Source organism: Actinomyces sp. S6-Spd3 (assembly GCF_000758755.1).
Taxonomy (GTDB): Bacteria; Actinomycetota; Actinomycetes; order Actinomycetales; family Actinomycetaceae; genus Pauljensenia.
In genome coordinates this window covers 24,562-50,572 of the sequence record NZ_JRMV01000196.1, presented here as the reverse complement: position 1 = coordinate 50,572, position 26,011 = coordinate 24,562, and the positions used below count along the sequence as shown (strand labels likewise).

Annotated in this window: 16 protein-coding genes; 13 read left to right on the top strand and 3 right to left on the bottom strand. The window is 58.9% G+C overall.

The features are described 5' to 3' along the window. Window positions 1–72: 72 nt before the first annotated feature. The 8 genes from HMPREF1627_RS01295 (at window position 73) to HMPREF1627_RS01260 (ending at window position 17,875) form a co-directional block, all read left to right on the top strand. Window positions 73–1,185 (top strand): folate-binding protein, encoded by a 1,113-nt coding sequence (locus HMPREF1627_RS01295; protein WP_234305197.1) that lies wholly within the window; start codon window positions 73–75, stop codon window positions 1,183–1,185. Window positions 1,186–1,279: 94 nt separating this feature from the next. Then, entirely contained in the window at window positions 1,280–1,705 is a 426-nt protein-coding gene (gene dtd / locus HMPREF1627_RS01290; RefSeq protein WP_034500432.1) for a D-aminoacyl-tRNA deacylase, read from the top strand. Between the two features lie 436 nt (window positions 1,706–2,141). Further along, window positions 2,142–4,607 (top strand): ATP-dependent Clp protease ATP-binding subunit, encoded by a 2,466-nt coding sequence (locus tag HMPREF1627_RS01285; RefSeq protein ID WP_034500431.1) that lies wholly within the window; start codon window positions 2,142–2,144, stop codon window positions 4,605–4,607. A 312-nt stretch (window positions 4,608–4,919) separates the two neighbouring features. Beyond that, complete coding sequence (locus HMPREF1627_RS01280) at window positions 4,920–11,006, top strand: Ig-like domain-containing protein (RefSeq protein WP_034500430.1); 6,087 nt, start codon at window positions 4,920–4,922, stop codon at window positions 11,004–11,006. Between the two features lie 103 nt (window positions 11,007–11,109). Beyond that, on the top strand, window positions 11,110–12,075 hold the full coding sequence (locus tag HMPREF1627_RS01275) for an AAA family ATPase (protein ID WP_034500429.1): 966 nt from the start codon (window positions 11,110–11,112) through the stop codon (window positions 12,073–12,075). 42 nt (window positions 12,076–12,117) lie between these two features. Further along, entirely contained in the window at window positions 12,118–13,419 is a 1,302-nt protein-coding gene (locus HMPREF1627_RS01270) for a DUF58 domain-containing protein (RefSeq protein WP_234305188.1), read from the top strand. Then, on the top strand, window positions 13,419–15,926 hold the full coding sequence (locus HMPREF1627_RS01265) for a transglutaminase-like domain-containing protein (protein WP_034500428.1): 2,508 nt from the start codon (window positions 13,419–13,421) through the stop codon (window positions 15,924–15,926). Before HMPREF1627_RS01270 ends, HMPREF1627_RS01265 begins: the two co-directional genes overlap by 1 nt. After that, window positions 15,923–17,875: a serine/threonine-protein kinase gene (locus HMPREF1627_RS01260; RefSeq protein WP_081940731.1), complete on the top strand. Its 1,953-nt coding sequence runs from the start codon at window positions 15,923–15,925 to the stop codon at window positions 17,873–17,875. The genes HMPREF1627_RS01265 and HMPREF1627_RS01260 overlap by 4 nt, the downstream gene beginning before the upstream one ends. Before the next feature lie 125 nt (window positions 17,876–18,000). Here HMPREF1627_RS01260 and HMPREF1627_RS01255 read toward each other — a convergent pair whose 3' ends face one another. The 3 genes from HMPREF1627_RS01255 to HMPREF1627_RS01245 are packed head-to-tail and all read right to left on the bottom strand — an operon-like array spanning window position 18,001 to window position 21,943. Then, complete coding sequence (locus HMPREF1627_RS01255) at window positions 18,001–19,293, bottom strand: S8 family serine peptidase (protein ID WP_052040782.1); 1,293 nt, start codon at window positions 19,291–19,293, stop codon at window positions 18,001–18,003. Beyond that, window positions 19,290–20,633, bottom strand: a complete 1,344-nt coding sequence (gene eccB, locus HMPREF1627_RS01250) for a type VII secretion protein EccB (RefSeq protein WP_034500427.1) — start codon at window positions 20,631–20,633, stop codon at window positions 19,290–19,292. Before eccB ends, HMPREF1627_RS01255 begins: the two co-directional genes overlap by 4 nt. Then, on the bottom strand, window positions 20,633–21,943 hold the full coding sequence (locus HMPREF1627_RS01245; protein ID WP_052040781.1) for an EsaB/YukD family protein: 1,311 nt from the start codon (window positions 21,941–21,943) through the stop codon (window positions 20,633–20,635). The genes eccB and HMPREF1627_RS01245 overlap by 1 nt, the downstream gene beginning before the upstream one ends. Window positions 21,944–22,122: 179 nt before the next feature. Here HMPREF1627_RS01245 and HMPREF1627_RS01240 point away from each other — a divergent pair, with 179 nt between their 5' ends. The 5 genes from HMPREF1627_RS01240 to HMPREF1627_RS01220 all read left to right on the top strand — a co-directional run bounded on the left by HMPREF1627_RS01240 (window position 22,123) and on the right by HMPREF1627_RS01220 (window position 25,845). Next, window positions 22,123–22,440 carry a WXG100 family type VII secretion target gene (locus tag HMPREF1627_RS01240; protein ID WP_034500426.1) on the top strand — a complete coding sequence of 106 codons (318 nt, stop codon included), beginning with the start codon at window positions 22,123–22,125 and terminating at the stop codon, window positions 22,438–22,440. A gap of 20 nt (window positions 22,441–22,460) precedes the next feature. Further along, window positions 22,461–22,772 (top strand): WXG100 family type VII secretion target, encoded by a 312-nt coding sequence (locus tag HMPREF1627_RS01235; protein ID WP_034500425.1) that lies wholly within the window; start codon window positions 22,461–22,463, stop codon window positions 22,770–22,772. Between the two features lie 89 nt (window positions 22,773–22,861). Further along, entirely contained in the window at window positions 22,862–23,482 is a 621-nt protein-coding gene (locus HMPREF1627_RS01230) for a hypothetical protein (RefSeq protein WP_197678554.1), read from the top strand. A 24-nt stretch (window positions 23,483–23,506) separates the two neighbouring features. Beyond that, window positions 23,507–25,213 carry an alpha/beta hydrolase gene (locus tag HMPREF1627_RS01225; RefSeq protein ID WP_034500424.1) on the top strand — a complete coding sequence of 569 codons (1,707 nt, stop codon included), beginning with the start codon at window positions 23,507–23,509 and terminating at the stop codon, window positions 25,211–25,213. 134 nt (window positions 25,214–25,347) lie between these two features. Continuing rightward, a complete protein-coding gene (locus HMPREF1627_RS01220; protein ID WP_234305187.1) occupies window positions 25,348–25,845 on the top strand; it encodes a DUF4853 domain-containing protein in 498 nt (165 codons plus the stop codon). The last annotated feature ends 166 nt before the right edge of the window (window positions 25,846–26,011 follow it).

Sequence of the window (26,011 nt, the reverse complement as noted above, 5' to 3'; positions counted from 1 at the left end):
GTGCTCGATGATCTTGACGCTGATCAGACGAAAGGGGACCTCGAAGAAGCGACTGGCGGCGCGGAGAATACCGTGCAGGAATCTGGGGCGGCCGGCTATGGCGCTATCGCCCACTACGGTGATCCTTCCGGAGAACAGTGGGCTCTAGAAGCGGGTCGCGCGCTGGTTGATCGTCCCGATCTTGCCATCGTCGAAGTTCGCGGACCAGATCGCTTGACGTGGCTCACTTCAATCTCCAGTCAAATCCTCACCGGAATCGAAGCGGGGGAATCGCGGGAGCTCTTGATCCTCGACCCTCAGGGCCACATCGAATACGCGGCCGGCGTGATCGACGACGGGGAAATGCTCTACCTCGTGACGGAACGCAAAAGCGCGCAGGGCCTTGCGGATTGGCTGAACTCCATGCGTTTCGCGCTCCGCGTTGAAGTCACTCTCTCCCAAGGTTGGTGGATCCTTGGAAGCGTTGGAAACAGTGGTGTTTCCAACTATGAACAGGTCGAGATGACCTGGAATGACCCGTGGCCAGGCGTGGTCGACGGGGGAGCGGAGTACTTCCGTGGTTCGCACCCGGGAAAGAATGTGTCCTTCCATATCCACCTGATTCCCAAGGAAAGAGCGCGCGAGTTCTGGCAGGCCTGGAGTAATGACCAGCCTAAGCGCCGCGCAGCGGGAATAAACGCGTGGGAAGCAGTGCGCATCGCGGCGTGGCGGCCTCGTCTGGGATATGAAACCGACGGGCGCTCCATGCCCGCGGAACTGGACTGGCTGCGAACCGCAGTGCACACGAACAAGGGCTGCTACCGAGGGCAAGAAGCCGTCGCGCGAATCTTGAATCTGGGGCGGCCCGCACGCCGATTGGTTTTCCTCCAACTGGACGGATCCAGGGGCGACATCCCCCAGCGGGGACAATTCATCGAACTCAGCGGTCGTCGCGTGGGAATGGTGACCTCGGTTGCGCGCCATGCAGATATGGGCCCGATTGCACTGGCACTGGTTTCGCGCGCCCTTCCGCCCCAGGTCGTGCTGGATTTGGATGGAATCGCAGCTGCGCAAGAGTTGATCGTGCCGGTCGACGGGAAATCTTCGGTATCGCCGAAGGAACGTCCGGGGGCCGGATTGCATAATCCCGAATTGCGCCGTCCAGATATTCCGGCACTTGGTGGGAAGTCAATAGGTAGCCGGTAAAGCCTCAGTCTTGCCCGGATGCTTGTCTCGCTGGTAACTATGGGATGGCACAGCTACAAGCGGATGATGAACTGAGGAGCCAAGGAGCACTCCCATGCGTGGAATTTTGCAGCGCGTTACTCGCGCATCAGTGTCGGTCGATGGCCAGGTTGTTGGAGCCTTTGATGGTCCGGGAGCCGTTGTCCTCGTTGGAGTGACTCATGATGACACGGTTGAGAATGCGAAGACTCTGGCACGTAAGATCGCTGAGCTGCGCATTTTCGAGGATGAGACCTCGATTCAGGACAGCGGGGCATCCGTATTGATCGTTTCTCAATTCACTCTCTATGGCGATGTGCGTAAGGGCCGCCGCCCATCGTGGTCGAAGGCTGCGCCTGGGCCTGTGGCAGAGCCGCTGGTTGATGCCGTTGTTGATGAGCTGAGTGCGCGCGGAATCCATGTTGAAACGGGGCGTTTCGGTGCAATGATGTCGGTCGATCTGGTCAATGACGGACCCTACACCTTGGTCATTGAGGTCTAGGCAAAGTCGTAGGAGGGGGCCGGAGCTGGTGACAGCTCCGGCCTTTGTCAGTTTTCGGTGGTTTTGCTGCGCCGGGGCTGCGTCTTTCCACTTCCTCCCTTCTCCCCCTCCCCCGCCCGCATTCCGTCACCGCCCGCACTCCTCCCCCTGCCCCTTCCTCCCCCTCACCCCCCGGACAAAGTGCGTCATAACGAAGGCGCTGAGTTCAGATCATGTTCTTTCCTTTCGCACTCTGACGCACTTTGTCCGAAGGTGGGCGCGGGATCGGGCATGGGATCGGGCATGGGATCGGGCCCGAAATACTCTCCGAGGCTCCGTAAAACCCATCTGCCCTCGGTGAACAAACGCGCGCGCGGCCTGAGTTCCCCGTAGTGTGGGAGTCAGTGAAAACCAGGTCGCCTGCGCCTCGCTGCGATCTGAACAAAAGGGAGAAACGATGTTTGAACGCTTTACGGACCGTGCCCGACGGGTCGTGGTCCTCGCGCAGGACGAAGCGCGCAGCCTCAATCACAATTACATCGGGACAGAGCACCTGCTTCTCGGCCTGATCACTGAAGGTGAGGGCGTGGCAGCCAAGGCGCTCGAAAGCCTTGACATCAACAAGGACGCCGTTCGCTCAGTCGTCATCGACATCATCGGCGAAGGTGAAAAGCCCGTCGAGGGACACATCCCCTTCACCCCCCGCGCCAAGCGCGTCTTTGAGCTGAGCCTGCGTGAGGCGCTGCAGCTTGGCCACAACTACATCGGCACTGAGCACCTCCTCCTCGGCCTGCTCAAGGAAGGCGAAGGCGTTGCCTCGCAGGTCCTCATCAAGCTCGGCGCAGACCTTAGCAAGGTCCGCCAGACCGTGATCGAGCTCCTCTCTGGCTACCAGCGCAATGGCGACGACGGCCGCGAAAGCGTTGGCGTCGGCGCTTCCTCAAGCGGAAGCGGCCAGACGAATTCGGCGATCCTCGAGCAATTTGGCCGCAACCTCACCCAGGCTGCCCGCGAAAACAAGCTCGACCCGGTGATTGGCCGCCGCACTGAGATGCAGCGCGTCATGCAGATCCTCTCGCGCCGCACGAAGAACAACCCCGTTCTGGTCGGCGAGCCGGGCGTCGGTAAGACCGCCGTTGTCGAAGGTCTCGCCCAAGCAATCGTTGCCGGCGACGTGCCCGAAACCATCAAGGACAAGCAGATCTACAGCCTCGATATGGGCGCGCTGGTTGCCGGTTCGCGCTACCGTGGTGACTTCGAGGAACGCCTCAAGAAGATCCTCAAGGAAATCCGCACTCGCGGCGACATCATCCTCTTCATCGACGAGATCCACACCCTGGTTGGTGCCGGCGCAGCGGAAGGCTCCATCGACGCCTCGCAGATGCTCAAGCCCATGCTCGCACGCGGCGAACTGCAGACGATCGGTGCAACCACCAACGACGAATACCGCAAGTACATCGAAAAGGACGCGGCTCTTGAGCGCCGTTTCCAGCCGGTGAAGGTCGACGAGCCCAGCGTCGAAGAGACCGTGGGAATCCTCAAGGGCCTGCGTGATCGCTACGAGGCCCACCACCGCGTCATCATTACTGACGCTGCGATCCAGGCCGCCGCCGAGCTGGCCGACCGCTACGTCTCGGATCGTTTCCTTCCCGATAAGGCCATTGACCTGATGGACGAGGCCGGTGCCCGCCTGCGCATTTCCCGCATGACCGCGCCGCCGGAGTTGCGTGAGCTCGACGAGAAGATCGCCGAAGTGAAGCGCAATAAGGAGTCCGCGATCGACGATCAGGACTTCGAGAAGGCCGCTGCTCTTCGCGATGAAGAGCAGAAGCTGACCGAAGAGCGCAAGCAGAAGGAATCCAGCTGGCGCGATGGCTCGCGCGACTCGATCGCTGAGGTGACGGAGGACGATATCGCCGAAGTTCTGGCTATGTCGACCGGTATCCCGGTCTTCAAGCTCACTCAGACCGAGTCCGCGAAGCTGCTCAAGATGGAAGACGAGCTGCACAAGCGCGTCATCGGGCAGGACGCCGCGGTTAAGGCTCTGGCTCAGTCGATTCGTCGTACTCGAAGCGGCCTGAAGGACCCGAAGCGTCCCGGTGGCTCCTTCATCTTCGCCGGCCCGACCGGCGTGGGTAAGACGGAGCTCGCGAAGGCCCTGGCTGAATTCCTCTTCGGTGATGAGGACGCGCTGATCCAGCTCGATATGTCCGAGTTCTCTGAGAAGCACACCTCTTCGCGTCTCTTCGGTGCTCCTCCCGGCTACGTCGGTTACGACGAGGGTGGCGAGCTCACCGAAAAGGTTCGTCGTCGTCCCTTCTCTGTCGTCCTCTTCGATGAGGTTGAGAAGGCTCACCCGGATATCTTCAACTCGCTGTTGCAGATTCTGGAAGAAGGCCGCCTGACCGATTCGCAGGGCCGCAAGGTTGACTTCAAGAACACGGTGATCATCATGACCACCAACCTTGGTACGCGCGATATTAATAAGGGCGTGCTCACGGGCTTCCAGTCCACCGAGAACATCACTCACGATTACTCGCGTATGAAGGCAAAGGTGAACGAAGAGCTCAAGCAGCACTTCCGTCCCGAGTTCCTCAACCGCGTGGACGAGGTCGTGGTCTTCCCGCCGCTGGACAAGGAGCAGATCAAGCAGATCGTGGATCTGATGATCGCCAACCTTGCCAAGCGCATGGAGGCTCAGGATATGAAGCTCCAGATCACCGACGAGGCGCGCGAGCTGCTTGCCGACCGCGGTTTCGATCCGGTTCTGGGCGCTCGTCCGCTGCGTCGAGCGATTCAGCGCGATATCGAGGACGCGCTTTCCGAGCGCATTCTCTTCGGGGACATCCTTCCGGGGCAGGTTGTCACTGTCGGCGTGAAGGGCGAAGGAGAAGAACGAGAGTTCACCTTCAACGGCCAGTGAGGCCGCAAGCGGTGGACGTCCTTGGGTGGTTCCCCTTGAGTTCGCCGTGACTTGTTGTACGAGGCCGGGCGGGGGTCTGCGAGAATTGTTGCGCAGGCCCCCGCCCGGTTTGTGTGCGTCTTATCCACAGCACTCAATACGTACATGAATGTAATTTCTGCGAATTTTTTCGCGAGATTCCGGGAAAAAGCTCGAAGTGACCTGTGTGAAATTGAACTTCAGTTCCTCAAATGAGGGCAGTGCATGGGACACTAAAAGAGGTCAACTTTAAGAATCGACACCTCTATCCTGTGCAAGAGTGGTGAGAAGTAAATGAAGCAGAAGAATAGTGTTCAGCGAAAGCGCATGAACCGACGCCGGATCCCGGCTGCGTTGGTTGCGGCTTTCACTGTCACTGTTTCAACTCTTGCCATTCTTCACCAGGGCGTTACGACCGCTGAAGTCGACGTCGATGACGGCGGCATTTGGGTGACGAATTCTTCGAAGAAACTCGTTGGCCACCTGAACTACGATTCCCGAATCCTCGACGGCGCTTTCCGAGCGAATACGACGGAATTCGATATCGGGCAGTCCGGCAATGATGTGACCTTTACCGATAAGACCGCTCACTCGGTTGCCCCGGTTGATGTTGCTCAGGTGTCACTGGGTGCCGCAACGTCTCTGCCCGAAAATGCCCGCGTTGTTCAGGGCGGCTCGCGCTTGGCAGTTATGGATGCCTCGGGGGGACAGGTCTGGCTTTCCCAGGTATCCAGCCCTTCATCAACCGCCTACACGGATGAGGGCGCAGTTGCCACCGACATGGATCAAGGCGTTGCAACTGTTTCCCAAAAGGGCACTCTTTTTGCGATCTCCCCGCGTGCTGGACGACGAATCAGTGTGACTCGCGAGGGGCAGCTTGACCGTCTCAAGTCCACCGACATCAAGGGGCTGTCGGCTAACGCCGAATTGGTGCTGACCGCTGTTGGTGAACAGCCCGTCGCCTTGGATACTCGCAACAGGGTTCTGGTTCTTCCCGATGGCTCCCTGCGCAATCTTGCAGATGATGGGATTAGTGCTTCCGTTACCCTCCAAGATGTCGGCCCGGATTCTTCTTCGGTCCTTCTTGCAACTGATCGTGAACTGATCTCGGTCCCCCTCAAGGGTGGTGCGGTCACGAAGATCCCGGCATCAAGTGATGGGGCTTCAGGAACCCCCGCACGCCCCGTCTTCCATAAGGGATGCGCGTATGGGGCATGGGCAAAATCGGGCGCATATGTTCGTAACTGCACGGATCCCAGCCTGAATAATCAGATGATCGTTGATTCCTTAAAGAAGGCAACGACGATCGTCTTTAGAACAAACCGCACTCGAATCGTCCTGAATGACACTACTTCGGGATCCGTATGGCTACCCGAACACAATATGGTCTTGATGGATGACTGGGATAAGCAGGACCCGAATCTTGATAAGAAGGAGAAGGAAGAAGATTCTCCTCAGATCACGGACCAGATTGCTGATCCCCAGAGACAAGATCACAACACGCCTCCCGACGCAGTCGATGATGAGTTCGGTATTCGCCCGGGACGCACAACGACTCTTCCCGTTCTGAACAATGATTCAGACGCGGACGGCGATGTTCTAACTGCTCGACCAGTGACCGATCCTCAATTTGGTAAGGTCACACGCACTCGCGGTGGCCGAGCGCTGCAGATTACAGATATTAGTGATACTCAAACAGGAAGTACCTCCTTCACCTACGAGGCCTCAGATGGCCAGGCGGTTGATACCGCGAAGGTGACGGTGACCGTCCACCCGTGGGATATGAATTCTGGTCCCAAGCAGCTGCGCGATCCGGGTATCGCTCTGGGACACCGCGCGCAGATTGAATACAACGTTTTGACAGATTGGCAGGATCCGGACGGCGATCCAATCTTCTTGGCGAACGCGCGTGCCCCTGAAGGAATCGAGCTGCAGTTCCGTGAGGAAGGAACTTTGCAGATTCGTGACCTGGGCGCCACTGTGGGAATCCACACCATCGCTTTGGAAGTTTCTGACGGCCGTACGACCACTTCGGGAACTTTGACCGTCAATGTCCAAAATCCCGGTAACCTTCCGCCGGTCGCCAACGCGGACTTCTATGTCGCGCGTGCTGGCGAAATCACGACGATTTCTCCTTTGGCAAATGACACCGATCCCAACGGTGACAACCTCTCATTGGTTGCACTTTCTGTTGCTCCTGCAGGTAGCCAGATCACGCCGGATCTTGAACTGGGAACCGTCAACTTTGTCGCACAGGCCCCTGGCTCTTACCAGTTCACCTACACGGTGAGTGATGGTCCCGCGACCGCTTTGGGCGTGGTCCGAGTCGATGTTGTCCAAGTTGATGAACAGGCAGTCCCCGTAGCCGAGGACGACTTGGCAGTTCTTCCTGCGGGTGGTTCCGCCCTTGTCGCTCCGCTGAACAATGATTCCGATCCGGCTGGTGGCGTCTTGGTTGTTCAGCAGGTCGAGGTTCCCGACGGCCTCGGACTGGAAGTTACCCTGGTTGACCGTCACCTCTTGCGCATCACTGCGCCCGCTGGTTTGGATTCGTCAGTCTCCTTTGACTACGTGGTCTCCAACGGAACGAATACAGCTCGTGCACGTGTGACCGTCGTTCCAACGACTGCCGAAGATACGAAACTCCCGCCCGAGCTCCAGCCTGACCGCACTCGCGTGCGCGTCGGAGATATCGCCTCGGTACCGGTGCTTGCCAACGACCGTTCGCCTTCGGGATTGACTCTGAAGGTTGACCCGAGTCTTCAGTACACCCCGAACGAGGCCGTGGGCACGCCTTTCGTGACCGGTAACTTGGTCCGCCTTGAGGCCGGCAACACCCCCGGTGTCATGCACGTGGCCTACACGGTTCGCGATAGCGCCGGAAATATGGCAACCTCAACGGTTACTTTCGAGGTTCTGGAGAAGAACGGAACGAATGCTCAGCCTCAGCCCAAGGCATTGACTGCATGGGCGGTCAGCGGTGAAACAACGCGAATTTCCGTGCCTTTGAACGGCATCGATCCCGACGGTGACTCGGTGACTCTTGTTGGTATCGAGCAATCCCCGACCAAGGGCACCGTTGAGCTTGGCGTCGATTGGCTGGAGTACACCCCTGCCCCGAATACCATTGGAACCGATATCTTCACCTACATCGTTGAAGACCGTCAGGGCAAGCAGGCCTCGGCGCGAGTCCGCGTTGGTATCGCGCCTCCGGCTACCTTGAATCAGCCGCCAACGGCAGTACCAGACACGGTTCTGACCCGTCCTAATAGGCAGCTTGGTGTCGCTGTGCTTGCCAATGACATCGATCCCGATGGCGATACGATTTCGCTCGTTCCGGGTTCTCTGCAGACCACGACGGAAGAACTCAAGCCCGAAATTCACGGTAATTCCATCTTCCTGACGACTCCTGCCGCGGACGGCTCCTACTTGGTGTCCTACCAGGTCACGGATAATCGCGGCGGTGTTTCACGTGGCACATTGACCATTAACGTCGCAAGTGATGCCCAACTTCAACCGCCCATCGCGCGCGATGACGTCGTTTCCGCCTCGCAGCTTCCCGCCAAGGGTGGAACTGTTAAGGTCTCGGTCTTGACTAATGACGAGGACCCCGATGGCGATGTCAATAACCTCCGCGTCACGACGAAGGCCGAAGGAGTCGAGGTTTCCGGCTCTGACCTGGTGATTACTCCGAAGGAAGAGCGCATGCTGATCGTCTACACGATCACTGACGCTGATGGTTTAAGTTCCTCGGCGGTTGTGTCCGTCCCCGGACTGGAACGCAATCACCCGGCTATTGACACCACCAAGGTTCCCGTCAAGGTGAGAGCCGGTGAAGATGTCTCCTTGGATATCGCCGACTACGTCATTGTTCGTGACGGTCGCAGCCCGCGCATTACCAATGCGGCGACGCTGCGTCCCTCCGCCGGCATTGATGAGGGCATGACCCTGAGCGATGACCGCCACGTTCACTTCCATGTGAATTCAGAGTGGTCTGGTAAGTCATCTTTCTCCTTCGAAGTCTCCGATGGAGCGGCAGGGGATGACTCGGCGTTAACCTCGACACTGACTATTCCCTTGAAGGTCGAGGCGACTCAAAACCAGCCCGTTTCTTTCGTTCCGACCGGAGTTCGGGTCGCCGCAGGTGAAGAAGCCACCGCAGTCGATCTGGCACAGATGGTGCGTGACCCAGAGGGTGCGGATCCTGCTGGCTTCAAGTACGAGATTTCGAACCTCCCCGAGGGCGTGGCAATTAGCCTTGACGGACACACCTTGCTGGTGCGCGCCGATGTCGACCGTGCCAAGGGTCCGGTTGGCATGGTGACCGTCAGCGTTGATGATGGCGCCGGTGCGGTCAGCGGCCAGCTGCCCATCACGGTTGTCGCATCGACCCGCCCCCTCATCCAGGTTTCCGATGCACTTTTGGAGACAGCACGATCGGGCGGCCTCGAAGTCGTCGATCTGACTCGCTACACGATCAACCCCTTCCCGGGAACGCCCATTCGCGTTGTCGGTGCCTCCATCCAGATCGGTGAAGGAACTGTTGACCCCCAAGGCACGAACCTGAATATCACTCCCGCCGTTGGATTCCGCGGGCAGATGACGGTCAGGTACCGTTTGATGGATGCAACCGGTGATCCGGATCGTATCGTCGAAGGCAAGGTCCGACTTGTTGTCCGTGACCGTCCCGATGCTCCGACGAATGTCTCGGTCACGGCGACCGGCCCCGGTTCTGCTCTGGTCACCTTCCAGGCGGGAGCAGATAACGGTGCAACTATTACAGGATTCACGGCGACGGACCGTGCAACCGGCCGCAGCTATTCCTGCGAGTCTGGCTCATGTCAGTTGAATGGCCTTGAGAACGGTGTTCGTCACTCCTTCACGGTTGTCGCGCACAACGCGGTCGGTACCTCCGATCCCTCGGCTGCCTCGGCTGAAGTTCTCATTGATATGCGTCCTGAAGCGCCGCTTCCTCCGACCGTCGAGGCCGAAAACGGTGCAATTATCGTGCGCTGGAGGCCCCCGACGAACCAAGGCTCCGCAATCCGTAATTACACGCTTTACGTCTACGAGAACGGTGGTGCACGCCAGATTGAGGTCCCCGGAAACGTGACCGAATACCGAGTCGATGGTCTGCGAAACGGTCAGACCTACTCGGTTGCGATCTCGGCGCGTAACGGTGCAGAAGAACCTTCACCGACGTCACAGAACTCGCAGAAGGTCGTTCCCTTCGGGCCGCCAGAGCGCACCGATGGTATTCGCGTCGAGAACCTTGGTGGTTCAGGTGACCGCGGACGTGTCCGCTTCACGTGGCCGACCCCCAATGCGAATGGTGCGGAAATCACGCGTTACACCATCGAGGTGAACGGTCGCTCCGTTGGTGAAGTTGGCGGAGATAAGAACGAGTACACGGCTGAACTCGCCACCGGTGAGAACTACCGTGTGAAGATCCGCGCCTACAACTGGCGCGATCAAAGCTCGGATTCATCTGAGGTTGCGTTCCAGGTCTACACCTCGCCTCTGAACCCGAATGTGTCGTCCTTCTCCTCGACCGCAACGGGCGAGCACGGAATGACCAAGGTGAACGGCCTAGCTGTCGTACCCGGTCAGGGCTTCAATAACCGCAACCTGCACTTGGAGTGGTCGCGAAGCTCTGGCGGAAATGGGCAGTGGAATTCTGTGACCAGCGGCGAAACCATCAACGTCGGAGCCGATGGTGATATCCAGATTTTCATCCGCCAGGTCGGAAATGTGAATGGCCAGGATGTGCCGGGTAACGCTGTTCCCGTCACGGTGAAGGCGAACTCGAAGCCCACAGCTCCGTCCTTCACGGTCACCATGACTGGAAGCTCTGTCATCGTCAACTGGGATGCGACCCCGCCCGGAGGCTACTTGGCCCCCGATGAGGTTGTCTTCTGGCAGAGGACAAATGGCGCTGAGTCTGAGGCCTCCATGGGCAAGGTTCTTCAGGGAAGCAAGACCGTCTCTGTGAACCCCGGCCAGGTCATCGAAGTCGGAATCGGGTCACGTAATTCCTTGGGAACCACGTGGGGCACGCTCTCGGGAACCAACAAGGATACGGTCAAGATCAACGTTCCAGGTGCATTTACCGCAACTGCGACGCAATGTACTGAAAGAAATGCTCGAGGTGCAGAAGTCGCTCAGTGCCAGATGGTTAGCCTAACTCTGCCTTCCACGTGGGCCGCCGATGCTCTCCCCATGAAGTGCTCGATGTGGGATGACTTCTCGCAAAGCTACGCGACCTTCACGCCTCGAGGCGGTGCGGGTTCGTCCTTCGAAACCGGTGTTCGTTTGAGCAAAGCTAACGTCGGAAATCTCGGGATCTTGATCAGTCGAATCACCTGTTCCTTGGGGGGATAAGCCGTGACGCCACCTCCCTCCGCCCCGCGCGGGGCACCGAGTCCCGCCACCCACAATCAATATGCACATCACTCGACACTGAAAGATGAATGGAGTCCCTCCCATGGCGCTTAGCACGCAAGATGCCCAGCGTTTCGCAGAAACCTTCGCTGGCCTCGTCGGCGGTATTTCTCAGGCGCTTCTGGATAAAGAACCGGTGATCCGCCTGGCACTGACAACCATGTTCGCCGGGGGACACCTCCTTCTGGAAGATGCGCCGGGTACAGGAAAGACCGCTCTTGCTCGCGCGATTGCTGCGACCATTGCGGGTACTCATTCGCGTATTCAGTTCACGCCCGACATGCTCCCCAGTGACATCACCGGCGTGAATGTCTACGACCAGAAGAACAACGAGTGGCATTTCCGCTCGGGCCCGATTTTCGCTTCCATCGTCTTGGCTGACGAAATCAACCGCGCCTCGCCCAAGACTCAGTCCGCTCTCCTGGAAGTCATGGAAGAAGCGCAGGTCACGGTCGATGGCGTGACTCACGCTGCGCCTCGCCCTTTCATGGTGATTGCAACGCAAAACCCTGTGGAGCAGGCGGGAACGTACCCGCTCCCCGAAGCTCAGCTTGACCGTTTCTTGATGAAGGCCTCGGTTGGCTACCCCTCGCGTGCAGCCATGGCGGAAATCCTCGACGGTTCGGCGGCCCCGGACCGCTCCAAGCGCCTCAAGCCTCTGCTGGATAGTGGCCAGGTTGTGCGCCTGGCGGATTTGGCCGCGCAGACCTACACCGAGCGCGCCGTGCTCGAGTACGTTGCTGCCCTTGCCGAGGCCACGCGCGAAGATGACAGCGCAACCTTGGGTGTGTCGACCCGTGGCGCCATCGGCATGGTCCGGTGCGCGCGCGTGTGGGCCGCTGCTCAGGGCCGCCACTTTGTCCTCCCCGATGACATCAAGGCGCTCGCTGCACCCGTGTGGGCACACCGCATTGTTGTCGACCCGGATGCAGCCTTCTCGGGAGCGACCGCGCAGGGCGTGATTGCTCGCGCACTGTCCTCGGTTCCCGCCCCGGCGGTGAGCGCCTGACAATGCGCGCATCGTTGCAGTATCGAGTAAAGGTGGGTGATCGTGGGTAAGCACTCTTCTGGTAAGCGTGCTGAGAAGCGCTCATCCTTGGCCTCGGCGCGCGCAAATCTGCGTGAATCTCTGAGCGGGCTCCGCCAGGGCATCGCGCGTTTTGCGCACTCCGTTGCCTCGGCTCCAGGCATGAAGTACTTGCGCCACGGCGCGCGCTCGGTGACTTCTGTCGGTTGGGCTGTTGGTGCCTCGGTACTCCTTGCTGCACTTGTCTCATACCTGTGGGGTTGGGTCGAAGCATTCTTCATCGCCTGCGCAGGTGCGGGTGCTCTCCTTATTGCCATCATCTGGGTGATTGTTCCTTCCCCTCACAAGGTCTCGATTCGTCTCCCGCGTCAGCGCATTGTTGCCGGGCAGACGGCCGTCGGCGAAATTACCGCAGAAAACACCTCGGATCGGCGTGCGCGCAGCGGCTTGATCGAGCTTCCTATTGCGTCCTCGGCTTTGCAGTTCTTGGTCCCGCCTTTGGGTGGTCGTGAGGTATGGAGTGAGGTTTTCTCGGTCGTTACTCACCGCCGTGGCGTTGTCACCGTCGGTCCCGCTCGCGCGCTTCGAGCCGATCCCTTGGGTTTGATTCGTCGTATCGGCACCTGGTCTAAGCCTGTGATTTTGTACGTTCACCCCAAGACGATCCGCATTCCTTTCGATGCCACAGGTATTCACGCGGACGTCGAAGGCGTGACAACCGCGAAACTATCCTCGTCGGATGTGTCTTTCCATGCCTTGCGCGATTACGTTCCCGGTGATGACCGGCGTAATGTGCACTGGCCGATGAGCGCACATACGGGCCGCTTGGTTGTTCGCCAATTCGAGGAAACGCGTCGTTCTCACCACCTGATCATTTTGGATACTCGTCTTGGACAGTGGAGCGATCGAGATTCCTTTGAAAATGCGGTGTCGGTTGCGGCTTCGCTTGCGGTTGCAGATATGGCTGCTTCTCGAAATGTGTCACTGTCGACTGTCACCGATTGGGTGACGACGACTGCCGCAACTCGCATGTTGGATGCCCTGTGTGCGATTCAGGATTCCGGTGAGGAAGACCTGATGGCTCGCCTGCGCGAGGCCATCGCGAAGCGCCCGGGTCTTTCCGTCGTCACCGTCGTTGTCGCCCCGACTGTCGATGACAATCAGGCGTCGCAGTTGCTCAACGCGATTCCTATCGACGTGCGCAGTGCGGTTGTCCGAGTTCGCCCGGGACACCCGAAGATGCGTCGTTTGAGTCATGGAACCTTGGCGGATTGTCCTACGCTTGAGGATCTGCCTCGACTGGTAGCAGCGGGGGGTCTGTCCTGATGACAACATCGACACAAGGCCTTCATCTTGATGCGCGCGCGGGCTTCCAAGTATCGCGCGCAGGTTTGCCCGCCTGGTTCCTCATCGGCCTGGTTGCGCTTTTCCTTCCAACAATCTGGATTCACGAGGCCGTATTCGGTTCGTGGGCTGGCTTGCGTGCCGCCGGCGCTGGCGTTGCTGCGGGACTTTTCGTTGGGTGGGTCTCGTCCTTCTGGCGTTGGGATACGATCTCTTCGATTGCGGGGCTCATCGCGACCCACTTCCTTGTTGGCGGAGTGGCTGCTTATCCCTCGACGACTTTCTATGGCCTTCCGACTGCTCGGACTCTGCAGCTCTTGGTTTTGCAGGTCGTGTATTCGTGGAAAGACCTGTTAACTGTTACCCCTCCGGCCTCGGCGTACATCGGTCCCACGATGGTTCCGTGGCTGACGGGACTCCTCTGTTCCTTCATCGCAGCTCTCCTTGTTTTGCGGTCAGGGCGCGCCATCGCGGCGGTTATTCCCGTTGCGGTCATGGGTATTGTCGGCATCGCGTGGGGTAAAGGTGGAACTTTCCCGAATATCTACCTGGTCGCCGTGTGGTGGGCGCTGGCCTTGGGATGGTGCGCCTGGGCAGGACAGTATCGTCGCCTCGAGGCCGGTTTAGACGTTCGCGTCGGAGGAGCGATCGATGCCGATGCGGCAACGACCCTGGGTGAAACAACTCGGGGAGGGTCGCAGGGCACGATCCATGTGGGACGCCAAATTGCGGGCGGGCTCTTGGTTATTGCCCTGGTTGCGGGCGCAGCTGTTCCACTGACGAACCTTTACGGCCCGTGGTACTCGCGCATCGTTCTGCGTGATGTCGTTCAACCCCCATTGGATGCTCGCCAATATCCTTCGCCTCTGTCTGCTTTCCGCCACTACAACGTGGACCTCAAAGAAGACACATTGATTCACGTGGATGGTTTGCCCGAGGGTGCGCGCGTGCGTATCGGTGTCATGGATAGCTATGACGGCACCACGATGACCATGTTGTCTCCGGGTAGGGGACCGTCAAACGGCTATATCCACGTGGGATCGACTTTGCCCCAGCACAAGCCTGTCGAGGGTAGCTCAAGCGCCCAGATGTCCTTGAAGACCTCGCAGCTTTTGGGGCCGTGGGTCCCCATCGTGGGAACCCCCTCGACTATCGTCTTCAACCAGGACACATCGGCCTCGGGTACTCAAGCAACCGCGCAAGCGACGACTCTTCAGGACGGTCTTTACTACGATGCGTGGGCTAATGCCGCGCTGTCGACCACGAAGAATGTCCAGGGCGGGAACATGGAGTACTCCACGGAGTCGATGATCGTTCCGATCTGGTCTGACGGCCAGCTTTCCGGAACTCACGCCGTGCCCTATACCGGTGGAGACACCAGTGTCCCGGATGAAATTCGTGAGTTCGCAACCCAGAAGTCTGCTGCCGAGCAGGGAGACCTCGCTAAAGCTCGCGCGATCGAACGTCACCTGAAGGAAAAGGGCTTCTACGAGAACGCCGATGATCCCAAGTCCCGCCCGGGTAGCCGCGCGGACCGTTTGACTCGCATGCTCGAGAGCGAGCAGATGATCGGTGACGATGAGCAGTACTCCGTGCTCATGGCCCTCATGCTGCACAGCCTGGGCATGAACGCTCGCGTTGTCATGGGCGCCTACCCGAATGACTCGAAGGGTGGAGACATTGACCTGCGCGGTTCGGATGTGCATGCGTGGGTTGAGGTTGAATTCCAGGGTGTTGGCTGGGCGATTTTTGACCCGACTCCGCCCAGGGATCAGAAGCCGATTACAGAGGAAACCCGTCCTCGCTCGGTCCCGCGTCCCCAGGTGCTCCAACCCCCGGAGCCTCCCGAGGAACCGGCAGATCTTCCGCCTTCGACGTCGGACCGTGGTTCGGATTCGAATGATGATTCTCGTTTGAAGATCCCGTGGGGAGTTATTGCAACCGGTAGCGGTGTCCTTGCCTTGCTGACGGTTCCGCTGCTTGCCATTCTTGTGGCGAAGAGTCGCCGCCGTAAGAAGCGTCGAGGGGCTGTACCTTCGCGTGCGCTTACGGGTTCGTGGGATGAGGTCGTTGATCTTGCGCGCGATGCGGGCGTTGTCGTTCCCACGGATATGACTCGCCAGGAAGCCGCGTGGATGCTCACGTCTTCGCCTTTGTGGCCGGCGAGTGCCGCGAAGCCTGGATCGATGTCGAACGCGCAGTGGTACCAGTTTGGTGAGGAATTGCCCAGGCCAGTACGTGTTGCGCGTGCGGCCGATACCGCGGACTTCTCCGGCGACGAGGCCCTCGCACAGCAGGCCGATGAATCGTGGCAAATCGTTGACGAACTTAGCAGCGAGCTGAAATCGAATGCGTCGCGTTGGACCAGAATTCGTCGCGCCCTGTCTGTGACCTCTTTGAGCGCACGCTACCGCCAAAAGCATGGGGCATCTCCGCTTGGGGTGCTTCGTCGACGCCTCCGCCATCCTTTTAGAGGACACCAGTCATGACGCCTTCGGTTCCAGCACGTCGCCTTCCTCCTCCCGAACTGCCCGGTCACACGTGGCTGCGTTCGCTTGGTTCGGGTGGTTTCGCGGACGTGCACCTGTATCGCCAAGAACAGCCTGCGCGTGAAGTTGCCGTGAAGGTTGCGCGCTCGGTGGGCGATCAGGTGGAGTATGCGCAGATTCGCCACGAGGCCGATGTGATGACCTCCATCGCCGGCCATCCCGCCGTGGTGGAGTTGTATTCCATTGGAACCTCTCCGGATGGTCGCCCCTACCTGGAGATGGAGTTTTGCCCGGTAGCGAATGTGGCCGAGCAGGTGCGCCGAATGCCTTTGGCTGTGGATCGCGCGCTTGACGTCGTGATCAGGCTGTGTGGCGGTGTCGAAATGCTGCACCGCAATGGCTACGTTCATCGCGATATCAAGCCCGCGAACGTCATGTTCGATTCCTACTCCTACCCGGTGCTGGGCGACTTTGGTGTTGCTGCTCGCATCGGTGCTCTGGAGAAGGGAAGCTTGGATGGCTTTTCTGTTCTTTGGGCACCTCCGGAACAGCACAATCGTTCGACTCATGCGCATCCGACCCAGGACGTGTGGGCGCTGGCAACGACGCTGTGGACTTTCCTCAGTGGTCGTAGTCCTTTCGAGGACCCGGTTGGCGACAATAGCGCAGCTTCTGTTGCCGCCCGCGTGTACGAGGGACGAATTCGTGGTCTTTCGCGCCCCGATGCCCCGAAGGAACTCGAGAGGGTCCTGCGCCACGCGATGCAATTGGATCCGCGAAAGCGAACCTCTTCTGCCGCCGAGTTAGGCCGTCAGCTCCAGGAAATCCAGACGCTCATGGGGCGTCCTGTGACGAAGATGGAGCTGCGCGACGGAAATGCGCTCTCCAGTTTTGGTGGGCAGTCTGCATCGGGGTCTTCGGCGGACTCTTCTGCATCATGGAATGCGGACCAGTCGGATCAATTTTCCGGGGGAGCCGCTCAAGACGAGGCAACGCGTCTTCGTGCGATGCCATCGATTGATGCGGAGCGTACGCGCCTGCGTCCGTCTTCTGTGGATCTTCGCCCCTCCTCGGCTCCCGATTATTCCTTTACTTCCCCCGCGCCTAGCGGGGGCGGGTCCGGCGGTGATGTTTCTGCTAGCCCGGCCACGGCCTCGGGGATCAACGCAGCTCAGGAGGGTGCTTCAGGTGCGGCGTCAACGCAAGCTGGCGGCACCGAACTTGGGGATCCTTCCGCAGTCGATCCGCAGATGGGCCAGGTGCCTGCACCTGGGGGAGGGGCGAGCGAGGCGTTTGGGGCGGGCTATGCGCCTGCGCCGGACTCGTGGCGAGCTCCAGGGCACACGACCGAGAACACTTTCGATACCTCGCACCCCTTGGGATATCTGCCAGATGGTCGATCTTCGGGTCCGAAGAGAATCATCGCGATCGTTGCGCTTGTCGTCTTGGGAATGGTTGTTTTAGGCGCGGTTATTGTCGCAATGCTCACGGGTGGCGGGAAGATCGTCGGTGTCGGCGATACGACCCCGACTCCCTCCGCAAACGTAACGACAAGCGCTCAAGGAGAAGACCCTGTTTCGGTTCCTCCGCCGGCGGTCGAGCAGCTCGTTGCCCGCGTGAATGGGGACAACATTCAGTGGAGTTGGACGGATCCCGCGGCTGCTTCCTCATCGGCTGGCCGCAGGCGCTACGTGTACACGGTGAGTAAGCCCGGCCAAGATGATGTTGTCGCGGATACTCGTCAGAATGCGGTTTCCGTGAAGACTGTTCCCGGTGACGTGTGCATCGAGGTTGTCTCGGTGGCTGAAAATGGCCGTTCTTCACAGCCGACGAAGGCTTGCGTGAAGATCGGGGACAATGGGCAGCTGATCGAGCAGCCCACTCCGAGCCAAAGCGCACAAAAGAGCGCTCAACCGGCTCCGTCAAGCACGAAATCTAGCGCTCACTAGGCGGCGGGAGAACGACCGGGGGACGTCGGGAGAGCGGGGCCTCCGCGAAGAGCGGACCGCCTGGCCGCCCTACTCGTCTTTTGCGCATTCCGACCGCTCGCGGCGCTCCCGACCCGTCGCGTACCCTACTCGTCTTTCGCGCGGAGCCGGCGGATCAGCAGGACTGCAATGACAATTGTCAGTCCCGCACCGGAAATTCCGAGTGCCCACAGCCTGCGCGGAGTCGTCGTATCAACGGGGAGATCCGGTTTAACTATGACCGGGTTCGCGGTTTTTTGGATCGGCGGGTAGATCGGGTTTTGGGGGCCGGGCATGGTCCCGTCGTTGACAAAATTGAGCGCATTGAAGGGCGCGACGATTCCCCACCCTTCCTCGGCGGTGCGCTGCGAAGGCGAGCTGCGCAAAGCGGTTGCGAGGAGCCGGTACTTCCACTGGTCTGGTGTTTCATCGGGATAGCGCGCTGCGATCAGTGCCGCGATTGCGCCCATGTATCCCGTTGCGTACGAGGTCGACGCGCCTTGGGTGGCGAACATACAGTCGCCGTTGGCGAAGAAAGTGGTTGCGATCTGCGCACCGGGAGCTGCGATTTCAACGTGCGTTCCGTGGACGACAGACTGACTGGGGTTACCTTGCGCATCAACGGCGGTCACGGACAGGGCCTCGGGGTATCCCGCGGGGAAACGGACCGCTGTGTCTTGCGAACCCGAGTTCGCATTCTGTTCGACGTTTCCAGCCGAAGCGACAACCAGCGCTCCCTTGGAGTGCGCGTATTGGGTTGCTGTGCGCAGGGCAACATCGTCAGAGGTCAAGGATTGCGGGACAACGATCACGCGAATTCCCTGGTCTGCAGCCCAACGAATACCGTCGGCTGTTCGTGCGGCTGTCGGTCCCTTGCCCGCGCGCTTGGCGTCGTCGCTGGAGTCGGCGTAGACGCGAACGGGGACGATGGTGGATTGTGGAGCGAAACCGACGACGCCCGAACCTGAGACTTCTCGAGCGGCAATTTGTCCTGCGATCGCCGTCCCGTGCCCGAAGGAGTCCTTTCGTCCGTCGCCGGATTCGACGAGGTCGACGCCGGGTTCTACCGCATCTTTGAAGTGTGCGTTGCCCGCGGCGACTCCGGAATCAACCAGTGCAACGCGAACGTTTCCGCGGGAAAGCTCTAGTGCCTCTTTCATTCCGAGGAAGGAATACGCGGAGGGAGCTTGGGCGAGCCACTTGTCGACGCCGATTTGGCAGGGTTCTTCCGGCGCCTTCGAGGGCCCGTTTCCTGCCTTGGGCTGTGAGTGCTCGTTTTCGGAGGCACTCTGAGTGCTTTCCGGTGTCGGCGTGTCAGCGTTGGCAGCGGGGATTGCTGCGCCTGCAAAGAGGGCAAGCACAGCGCAGGACCCGAGGAGAGCCTTTTTGACGCGTGTCACTGAGCACCCACCGTTTCCCATGCGGCACTCGAGGTGAGTTCTTGCCCTTCGGGGATCAGTGCGAGCCACGCTGCGGGTAGGGGAGAGACCGCGTTTTCGGGCAGCCCGAGTCGCGCTAGCGAATCTGCCGGGTTTGATCCCAGCCCGTGTGCCTTGCCGAGGTCGGAGACGAAGATGACCGGTCCTGCTGCGCCGCCAGATGAGGCTCGAACCAGGGCGCCGGAACCACCGCGAACGTTGATATCGCGCGGCTTAAGTTGGGCCATTTGGGTGGTCGAGAGGGACATGAGCTTCGTCGAGGCCTGGGAATGGTTGATGGTCAACTGCGCGCAGGGCAGCTCATCGCCGCCGAGGACTTCGCCAACTTGGGTGGGCCAGTCGGCGGGAATGATTCCCTGAGTGGACACGGTCAGCGATGCGAGCTCTGAGAGGTCGATCATGAGGTTTTGCGGGCTTCCGCGATCTGCCCACGATGCCTGGTAGAGCTTGTAGGAAAAGTCCGTGAGCGGGGTGATCGTTCCGTCGCCGGTGATGACGTAGCGCCTGGGCGTGCCTGATTCATCAACTTCGATCAGTGTTCCGACCTGTGCGGCCGTGATTCGTGATGACATTCCCGATACGGGGCGGCCCAAGTTGGGGATGTTGAGCGGGGCCAATGTTGACCCTTCGGTGAACAAACTGAGCCAGCTTGCACTGACCGGGGTGACGTTACGCCCCGACAGGTCCAGGACGTTAATAATGGCTTGAGACCGCGCAGGATCGATGGGGTAGCGGACGCCGCCCGAGACCAGGTAGAGCCGGCCTTCGTTTGATACCAGTGCGGTGTTGGCGTTTTGGAGCCCATCGGGGTTACCAGCGACCCAAGTTTTCATACCTGAGGACGAGGCGCAGGACGTCCACTCGTAGGAATGAAGCTGGGAGGCTGCAGGGATATCGTCGGGGACGTCGCTCAGTCCGATTGCGCTCCCGCGCGGAATACCTTCAAGTGAGGAGGTCGCGACCGACGAGGTCACCATCTTGCCGTTCTCACTGAGAAGCTTCGCGGAAGTGACATTGGAAATCGGGCGCAGGGTTCCCTCGATGGAGTAGTAGCGTGCGCCTTCGCCCTTGGTGATGATCAGGTGTGAGTTTTCCCAGCCTGATGGCAATGTCGGCAAGAAGCGTCCAATTGCCACTGCGATCAAGACGACAACAGCGGCTATGGATGCTCCAACGATGAGCGGGCGAGTGGTCGATTTTGATTCGAGTTCCTTGCCTCCCGGAGTGCCCGAAGTGAAGGCGGTGACCAGTCTGCGGCGGTTGAATCGCTGGGCTTCGAGGATGTCCTTATTAGATGGCATTAGAGCACTCCCCACACCAAAGTTGCGATCGGCACCAGTGCAAGCATGCTGACAAGAGAAAGGGCATCAGCGATTCGAGTGACCCACGGGCGCATCTTGGGATCAATAACGGTCAGTGCCAGGACCAAGCCGGTTGCGACGAAGAGAAGCAAAACGACGGGAATGAGCGCCTGAGGCATCAAGACTGCGCTTCCGATTGCGCCGCTGAGAATCAGGATGATTCCCAGCAGTGCACCGATAAGAACTTCGGTGCGTGAGCGCAGTGAGCGCGTTGAGAGCAAGAGCGCAACGCCCGCACAGATCAGGAGAAGCAGCGAGTAGCGCGTATCGAGGAGGAGTGGGATGCAGATCAGGCTTCCCAGTGAAGCACCAGTTTTGAGGGAAACGGTCAGAATATAACCCTCGTGAACCTTGTGGACGACCTCGTAGGGATCGATAGTTTCTTGGATTCCTGTCACGCGCACAGGAATTCTGGCCATGGCAAACCAGGGTGCGATCAAAATAAGCACTATTAATAAGGTATAGACCGCACTTGCTGCGCGTTGCGTGGAAAGGTGTGCGAAGCCAGTCAATAGGCCAATTGCTGTGGCCGAGAAACCGTAGGTGAGCGGTGCCGTGACGGATCCGCGCAGAGCTTTCGGGAGGACGACAAGGAGTACCGAGGCGCTCAGCATCGCTGCAATTCCAAAGCCTGCAAGGGGAAGACCTGACCAAGAGCCGGGAATTGCGCTCATGACAGCTGCGCCCGCGAGGATCGGAATTGAGTGGGCAAGAGATAGGGGTGCGAGGCGCGATGAGTTGCGTGCGATGACCGCGCAGGCGAGGGAAGCGAGGACTGCGCCGGATAATCCGACGATGAGTCCCATGGTGCTTCCGCGGCCGCCTGTGAAGATGAGGACGGCTGCTGTGAGGACTAAAAGCGCTGAAGCATGTGTGCTAAGATCGACCGAATTGTCAGAATTCCACGGAGCCTGATCGTTCTCGACCGCGGTTCCCACTGCTTCCACCAGGTCGTCATAGCGCAAATCCTGTGTGCTGTCGCCAATTTTCGACAGAATCAGAACGGATCCTGCTTGGACTCCCTGATTGATCAGAGTCTGGCTTTGGTCGAGGACCTTGCCCTGAGAATTCGTAATTCGGTAGCCCTGAGAGGCAGAACTCGCAGATAATTGTGTGATTTGCGACACAATATTTGGGGCAAATTCTGCCAGTGCAACGTTGGTCGGCACCGACATGTCGACGGTGTTCTCACCCATGCGAATGCTAACGGGCATAAGGGCTGGAGGCCTGGATGCGGTAGTGCTTGCCATGAGGTTCCTTTGCTCAATAGTGCTGTCTTAAGCCTAGCTGGTTTCATGAAACCTGTATTTGCATTCCCAGATCGCTTCGATAATGTAATACCCGACATCGAGATTGTGCCCTCCGTTACAGGGTCTCAATCGCATAGAGAACTTCGGGGAAACCCGAACAACAATTAGGAGGGTGAACTGTGAGCGGTGCAAATATTTCTGCCGAACAAGAGAGCTATAACGCAATTCGCACGGCAGTCCGTAACCTGCAGACCCATCTGCAGACGCTGAACGCAAAGGTGAAGGCCGAGGTCGCTACCGCTACCGGTGGATGGCAGGGTGGCGCTTCGCAGGCATTCAACTCGGTCATGGAACAGTGGGATGCTGGCTCGGCTAAGGCCACTCAGGCTCTGACTGACTTTGATAGTGCGCTTGCCTCCGTCGGTGGCAAGGTCACTCAGAACGAAATGGAGGCACAGGCTGCTGTTAACCGCGCCGGTGCCGCCATGTTGAACTAATAGAGAGATTGGATGAGGAAATGAACGGTGGAGATTTTCGCGTAAGCCCTCAGGTGCTCCAGCAGGTGTCGGCTGAAATGCGTTCGCAGGCAGCCGATCTGCTCAACCGACTCGGAGAGTTCGACAGGGATGTTGCGGCTCGTAGCGCCACTTGGGAAGGTGCTGCTAAGGAGTCCTACACCCAGAAGCAGGGTCAGTGGAACGAAGGCATGAACCAGATGCAGGCGGCTCTCGAGGCCTTTGCGCGCTTGGTGGATCAGCTCGCTGGCAACTACGTTACGACTGACCAGCAGGGTGAAGCGACCTTCAACAGCCTCGGAATTGGTCGCTGAATCTTCTTCGACGCATTGCGCATAAGAAGCATGCATATGACTGTGGGTGAGCATTTCACATGCTCACCCACAGTCATACACTCAACAACTTGATCAGTCGAAGTGGACTGATCGTTCTATTCGCTTCCTTCTTCGAAGGGTTCACGATGACCGTCATCAACGTTGTCGCCGGGGAATACGGATCAACAGCGGTCACTCTGTCGCAGGTCTCGGCTGAGCTACAGGGTGCAAAGATCGACGACCTATCCGAGACTGTCCAAGAATCGATGAATGGCGCTCAGTCGATTTCGACAGCGGGCACCGTGGAAGCTCGCTACACGTCTCTCCTCCAGACTCATTCCACGGCCCTAAGCGAACTAGCCAGCGCTGCGCGCAGCGCTGGAGTGAATCTCGATCTGACCGAAGCGCAGAATACGGCGGCTGTCAATAGTCAGGGGCAGGCGGTGCCTGGCGGTGCGAATGTGGGCTCTGCGGCCTCGTCAGTGGCGGCGCAAAAGGCAACCGCGCTCAATGGCCCAGCCCGCGGTCCTCTGCGCTCGGGATACGCCATGCCGACGCTGCCGACGACTACCGGAGGGGCGCAGGTGGATACGCCCGTCTACCGGCCAGGCCAGGGGATGCCTCCCTATGCGCCGAGTCCAACCGACTATCCGGAGGGGGACGGCTTCGTTTCGCTCCCCACACCACCCAAGACTCCCGTCATGGCGTAATTCAGGCGTAGTGAAGGACTAACAATGTCGTTAACGTGGGGCCAGATTCAGACCTGGAGTTCAGCCGGTTTGTCCACCTATGCGGGGACGGTTGGCGCAAGGCGAGATACTGTCGTGAAGCAGGCTGATGCTCTTCAGGCACGTATGACTTCCTTTAAGGGCGAGGGAGCGACTGCAGATGCGCTGCGTGCGAAGATGGGCGTTGCTCACAAGGAACTGACGACGCTTGCCGATGACCTTCTAGAAATCCAAGAGGCCGTCAAAGTTGCAATGGGTGATGTTTCCCAGGTCGAGAACGCGGTGAAGGTGGCGCTGCAACAGGCGTCCTCGACGCACTGCACGATTTCCGCGGCGGGAATAGCGACATGTACTTCTCCTGGGAACTCGATGAGCCAGTACACGCGGCAGAGCATCGAATTTTCGGTTAATCGATTGGTGGGTCAGGCGGTCGACTTGGCCAATACTGCCGACACGACGTTGAACGCTCGTCTTCAAACCGTCGGGACGCCGGGGAGTACCGCGAAATCGACTTCGACGCAGACGCATGATCTCTCGGATGCTGAACAGAAGAAGTTCAAGAAGATGACGCCGGAGGAGCGCGCGAAGTATTGGTCGCAGCAATCTGAGGCGCAGAAGCAGCATCTGTGTGACAAGTACCCGGATCTGATCGGTAACGCTGACGGCGTTGAGGGCTGGGCACGGGACCGAGCGAACAGAAATCGTCTCCCGAAACTGAAGCAGGAAGCAAAGGACAATGTCTCCACGTACACGGAGCTCCTGAAAAGCCCGTGGATTGATAGCAATACCCGTGCGTACTATCTGAGTGAGCTGGATAAGGCAGAGAAGGCAGTGAAAGCCTATGACGCCGTGCAAGAACAGCTCGACAAGGGCATAAGCCTTGAGGACTACCAGCACGGGAAGAAGGGGGATCCTGTATCGCTCCTGACTCTTCAAAACGATGGTGCGCGAGTCAAGGCCGCGATGGGTCAAGGCGACGTTGATCATGCGAAGAACGTGGCGACTTTTGTCCCCGGTATCGGCACGACAGTCGAAGGCAGCATGGGTGACTACATGCGACAAACCAAAAACCTCCGTAGCGCTGCGATGGCTCAGGGGAACCTGTCTGCGCGTGATGTCGCGACTGTTGCCTGGCTGGGCTATGACGCCCCGGGTAAGGCTGATTGGAAGCAGCCTCAGAATATTCCGGGGATCATTTCCCCCTTCCTTGCGCAGTCGGGTTCGGACCGTTTGGCTGGTTTCATGAACGGTATGCAGGCATCGCGTGACTATGGTGCGGGCGATGCACACATGACCCTCGTCGGGCATTCTTATGGCTCGAGTACCTCTGGCATGGCAGCAACAAAGGTCAAGTATGGCGTGATCGATGATCTGGTGCTGTGTGGCTCGCCTGGTATGGGGACCTACGATGCGAAAAACTACCACGTTGATCAAAATCATCTGTGGGTCTCGGGGGTCCCGAAGGGCGATAGTGTCCAAGGTATGGGGGCAATCAGAGGTGGAATCGTCGGTAGCTTGGGCAAGAATCCCATGGACTCTGATTCAGGGTTTACTCACCTCTCGGACGATGCGACAGGCTCGCCGAAATACAACAAGGACGCCCCCGCAAGTAAGCCGTTTAATTTCAACTTTGATAACCACAGCATCTATTTGGAAGATGGCACTGAAACGCTACAGGATATCGGTCGCGTCGCTGCGGGGGTGAAGCGCTGATGCGCGCGTTGTGGCGGCCTGTGTTGGGAGCGGCATGTGTCCTGGCCCTAGCTGCATGTTCGCCCTTCCTTAAGGGTCCCCAGAGTACGGCTACGCAATCGGCGTCATCATCAGAGAGCGGAAAGGCAACAAGCATGGTCTATTGGGATGGAAGCCTCCCCCTGGAGCAGCGTCAGTCCATTCAGGCGTTTCAGCGTGATGAGGAACCGAAGATTCTTGAGTTCCGTCGTCGCCTTGCCGAGGCCGGTGGCGGAGGTGTGTGGGAAGCGCGCAGTTTTGGGTCGGCGATCAATAAGGAAACTGACCAATCGTCAGGCCACGAGCAGCCAGCGTGGGAGCTTGTTGGGCAGGACGTTGCTGGTCCATACGTTCCCGTTCCTGAGGTTGAGAGGATCGGGCGCGAGGTCTTGTCTGAAACCTACTCTGATTATGAGTTGGGGTCAGACAAGGGCGGCGTTCGTCAGCTGTCGTGGAGTGACCCGGTCAATGGGGGCTTCTTGTATGTGACTGTTCATGAGGGGAAAGTGACCTTGATGCGCTATCAGACGGGTTTGCGTCCCTCGGATGGGACGACGGAGAACCCGCGTGATTTCATCACGGGGCGCGTCGATATCGACATCCCGGAAGAGTGATCAAAATCCTTGGCAATGTTGAACCATCTGTTCAGCAATGCTAGTGTGATCGGTGCAACAAATGTGTTGTGCTGGTAAAGAGAATCCAGTCGATACATAAATGAATTCAATATTTTCAGTCAAGGCTGACTGGTTTTTTACTAGTGCTGTTTGTTATGGGAGGTTG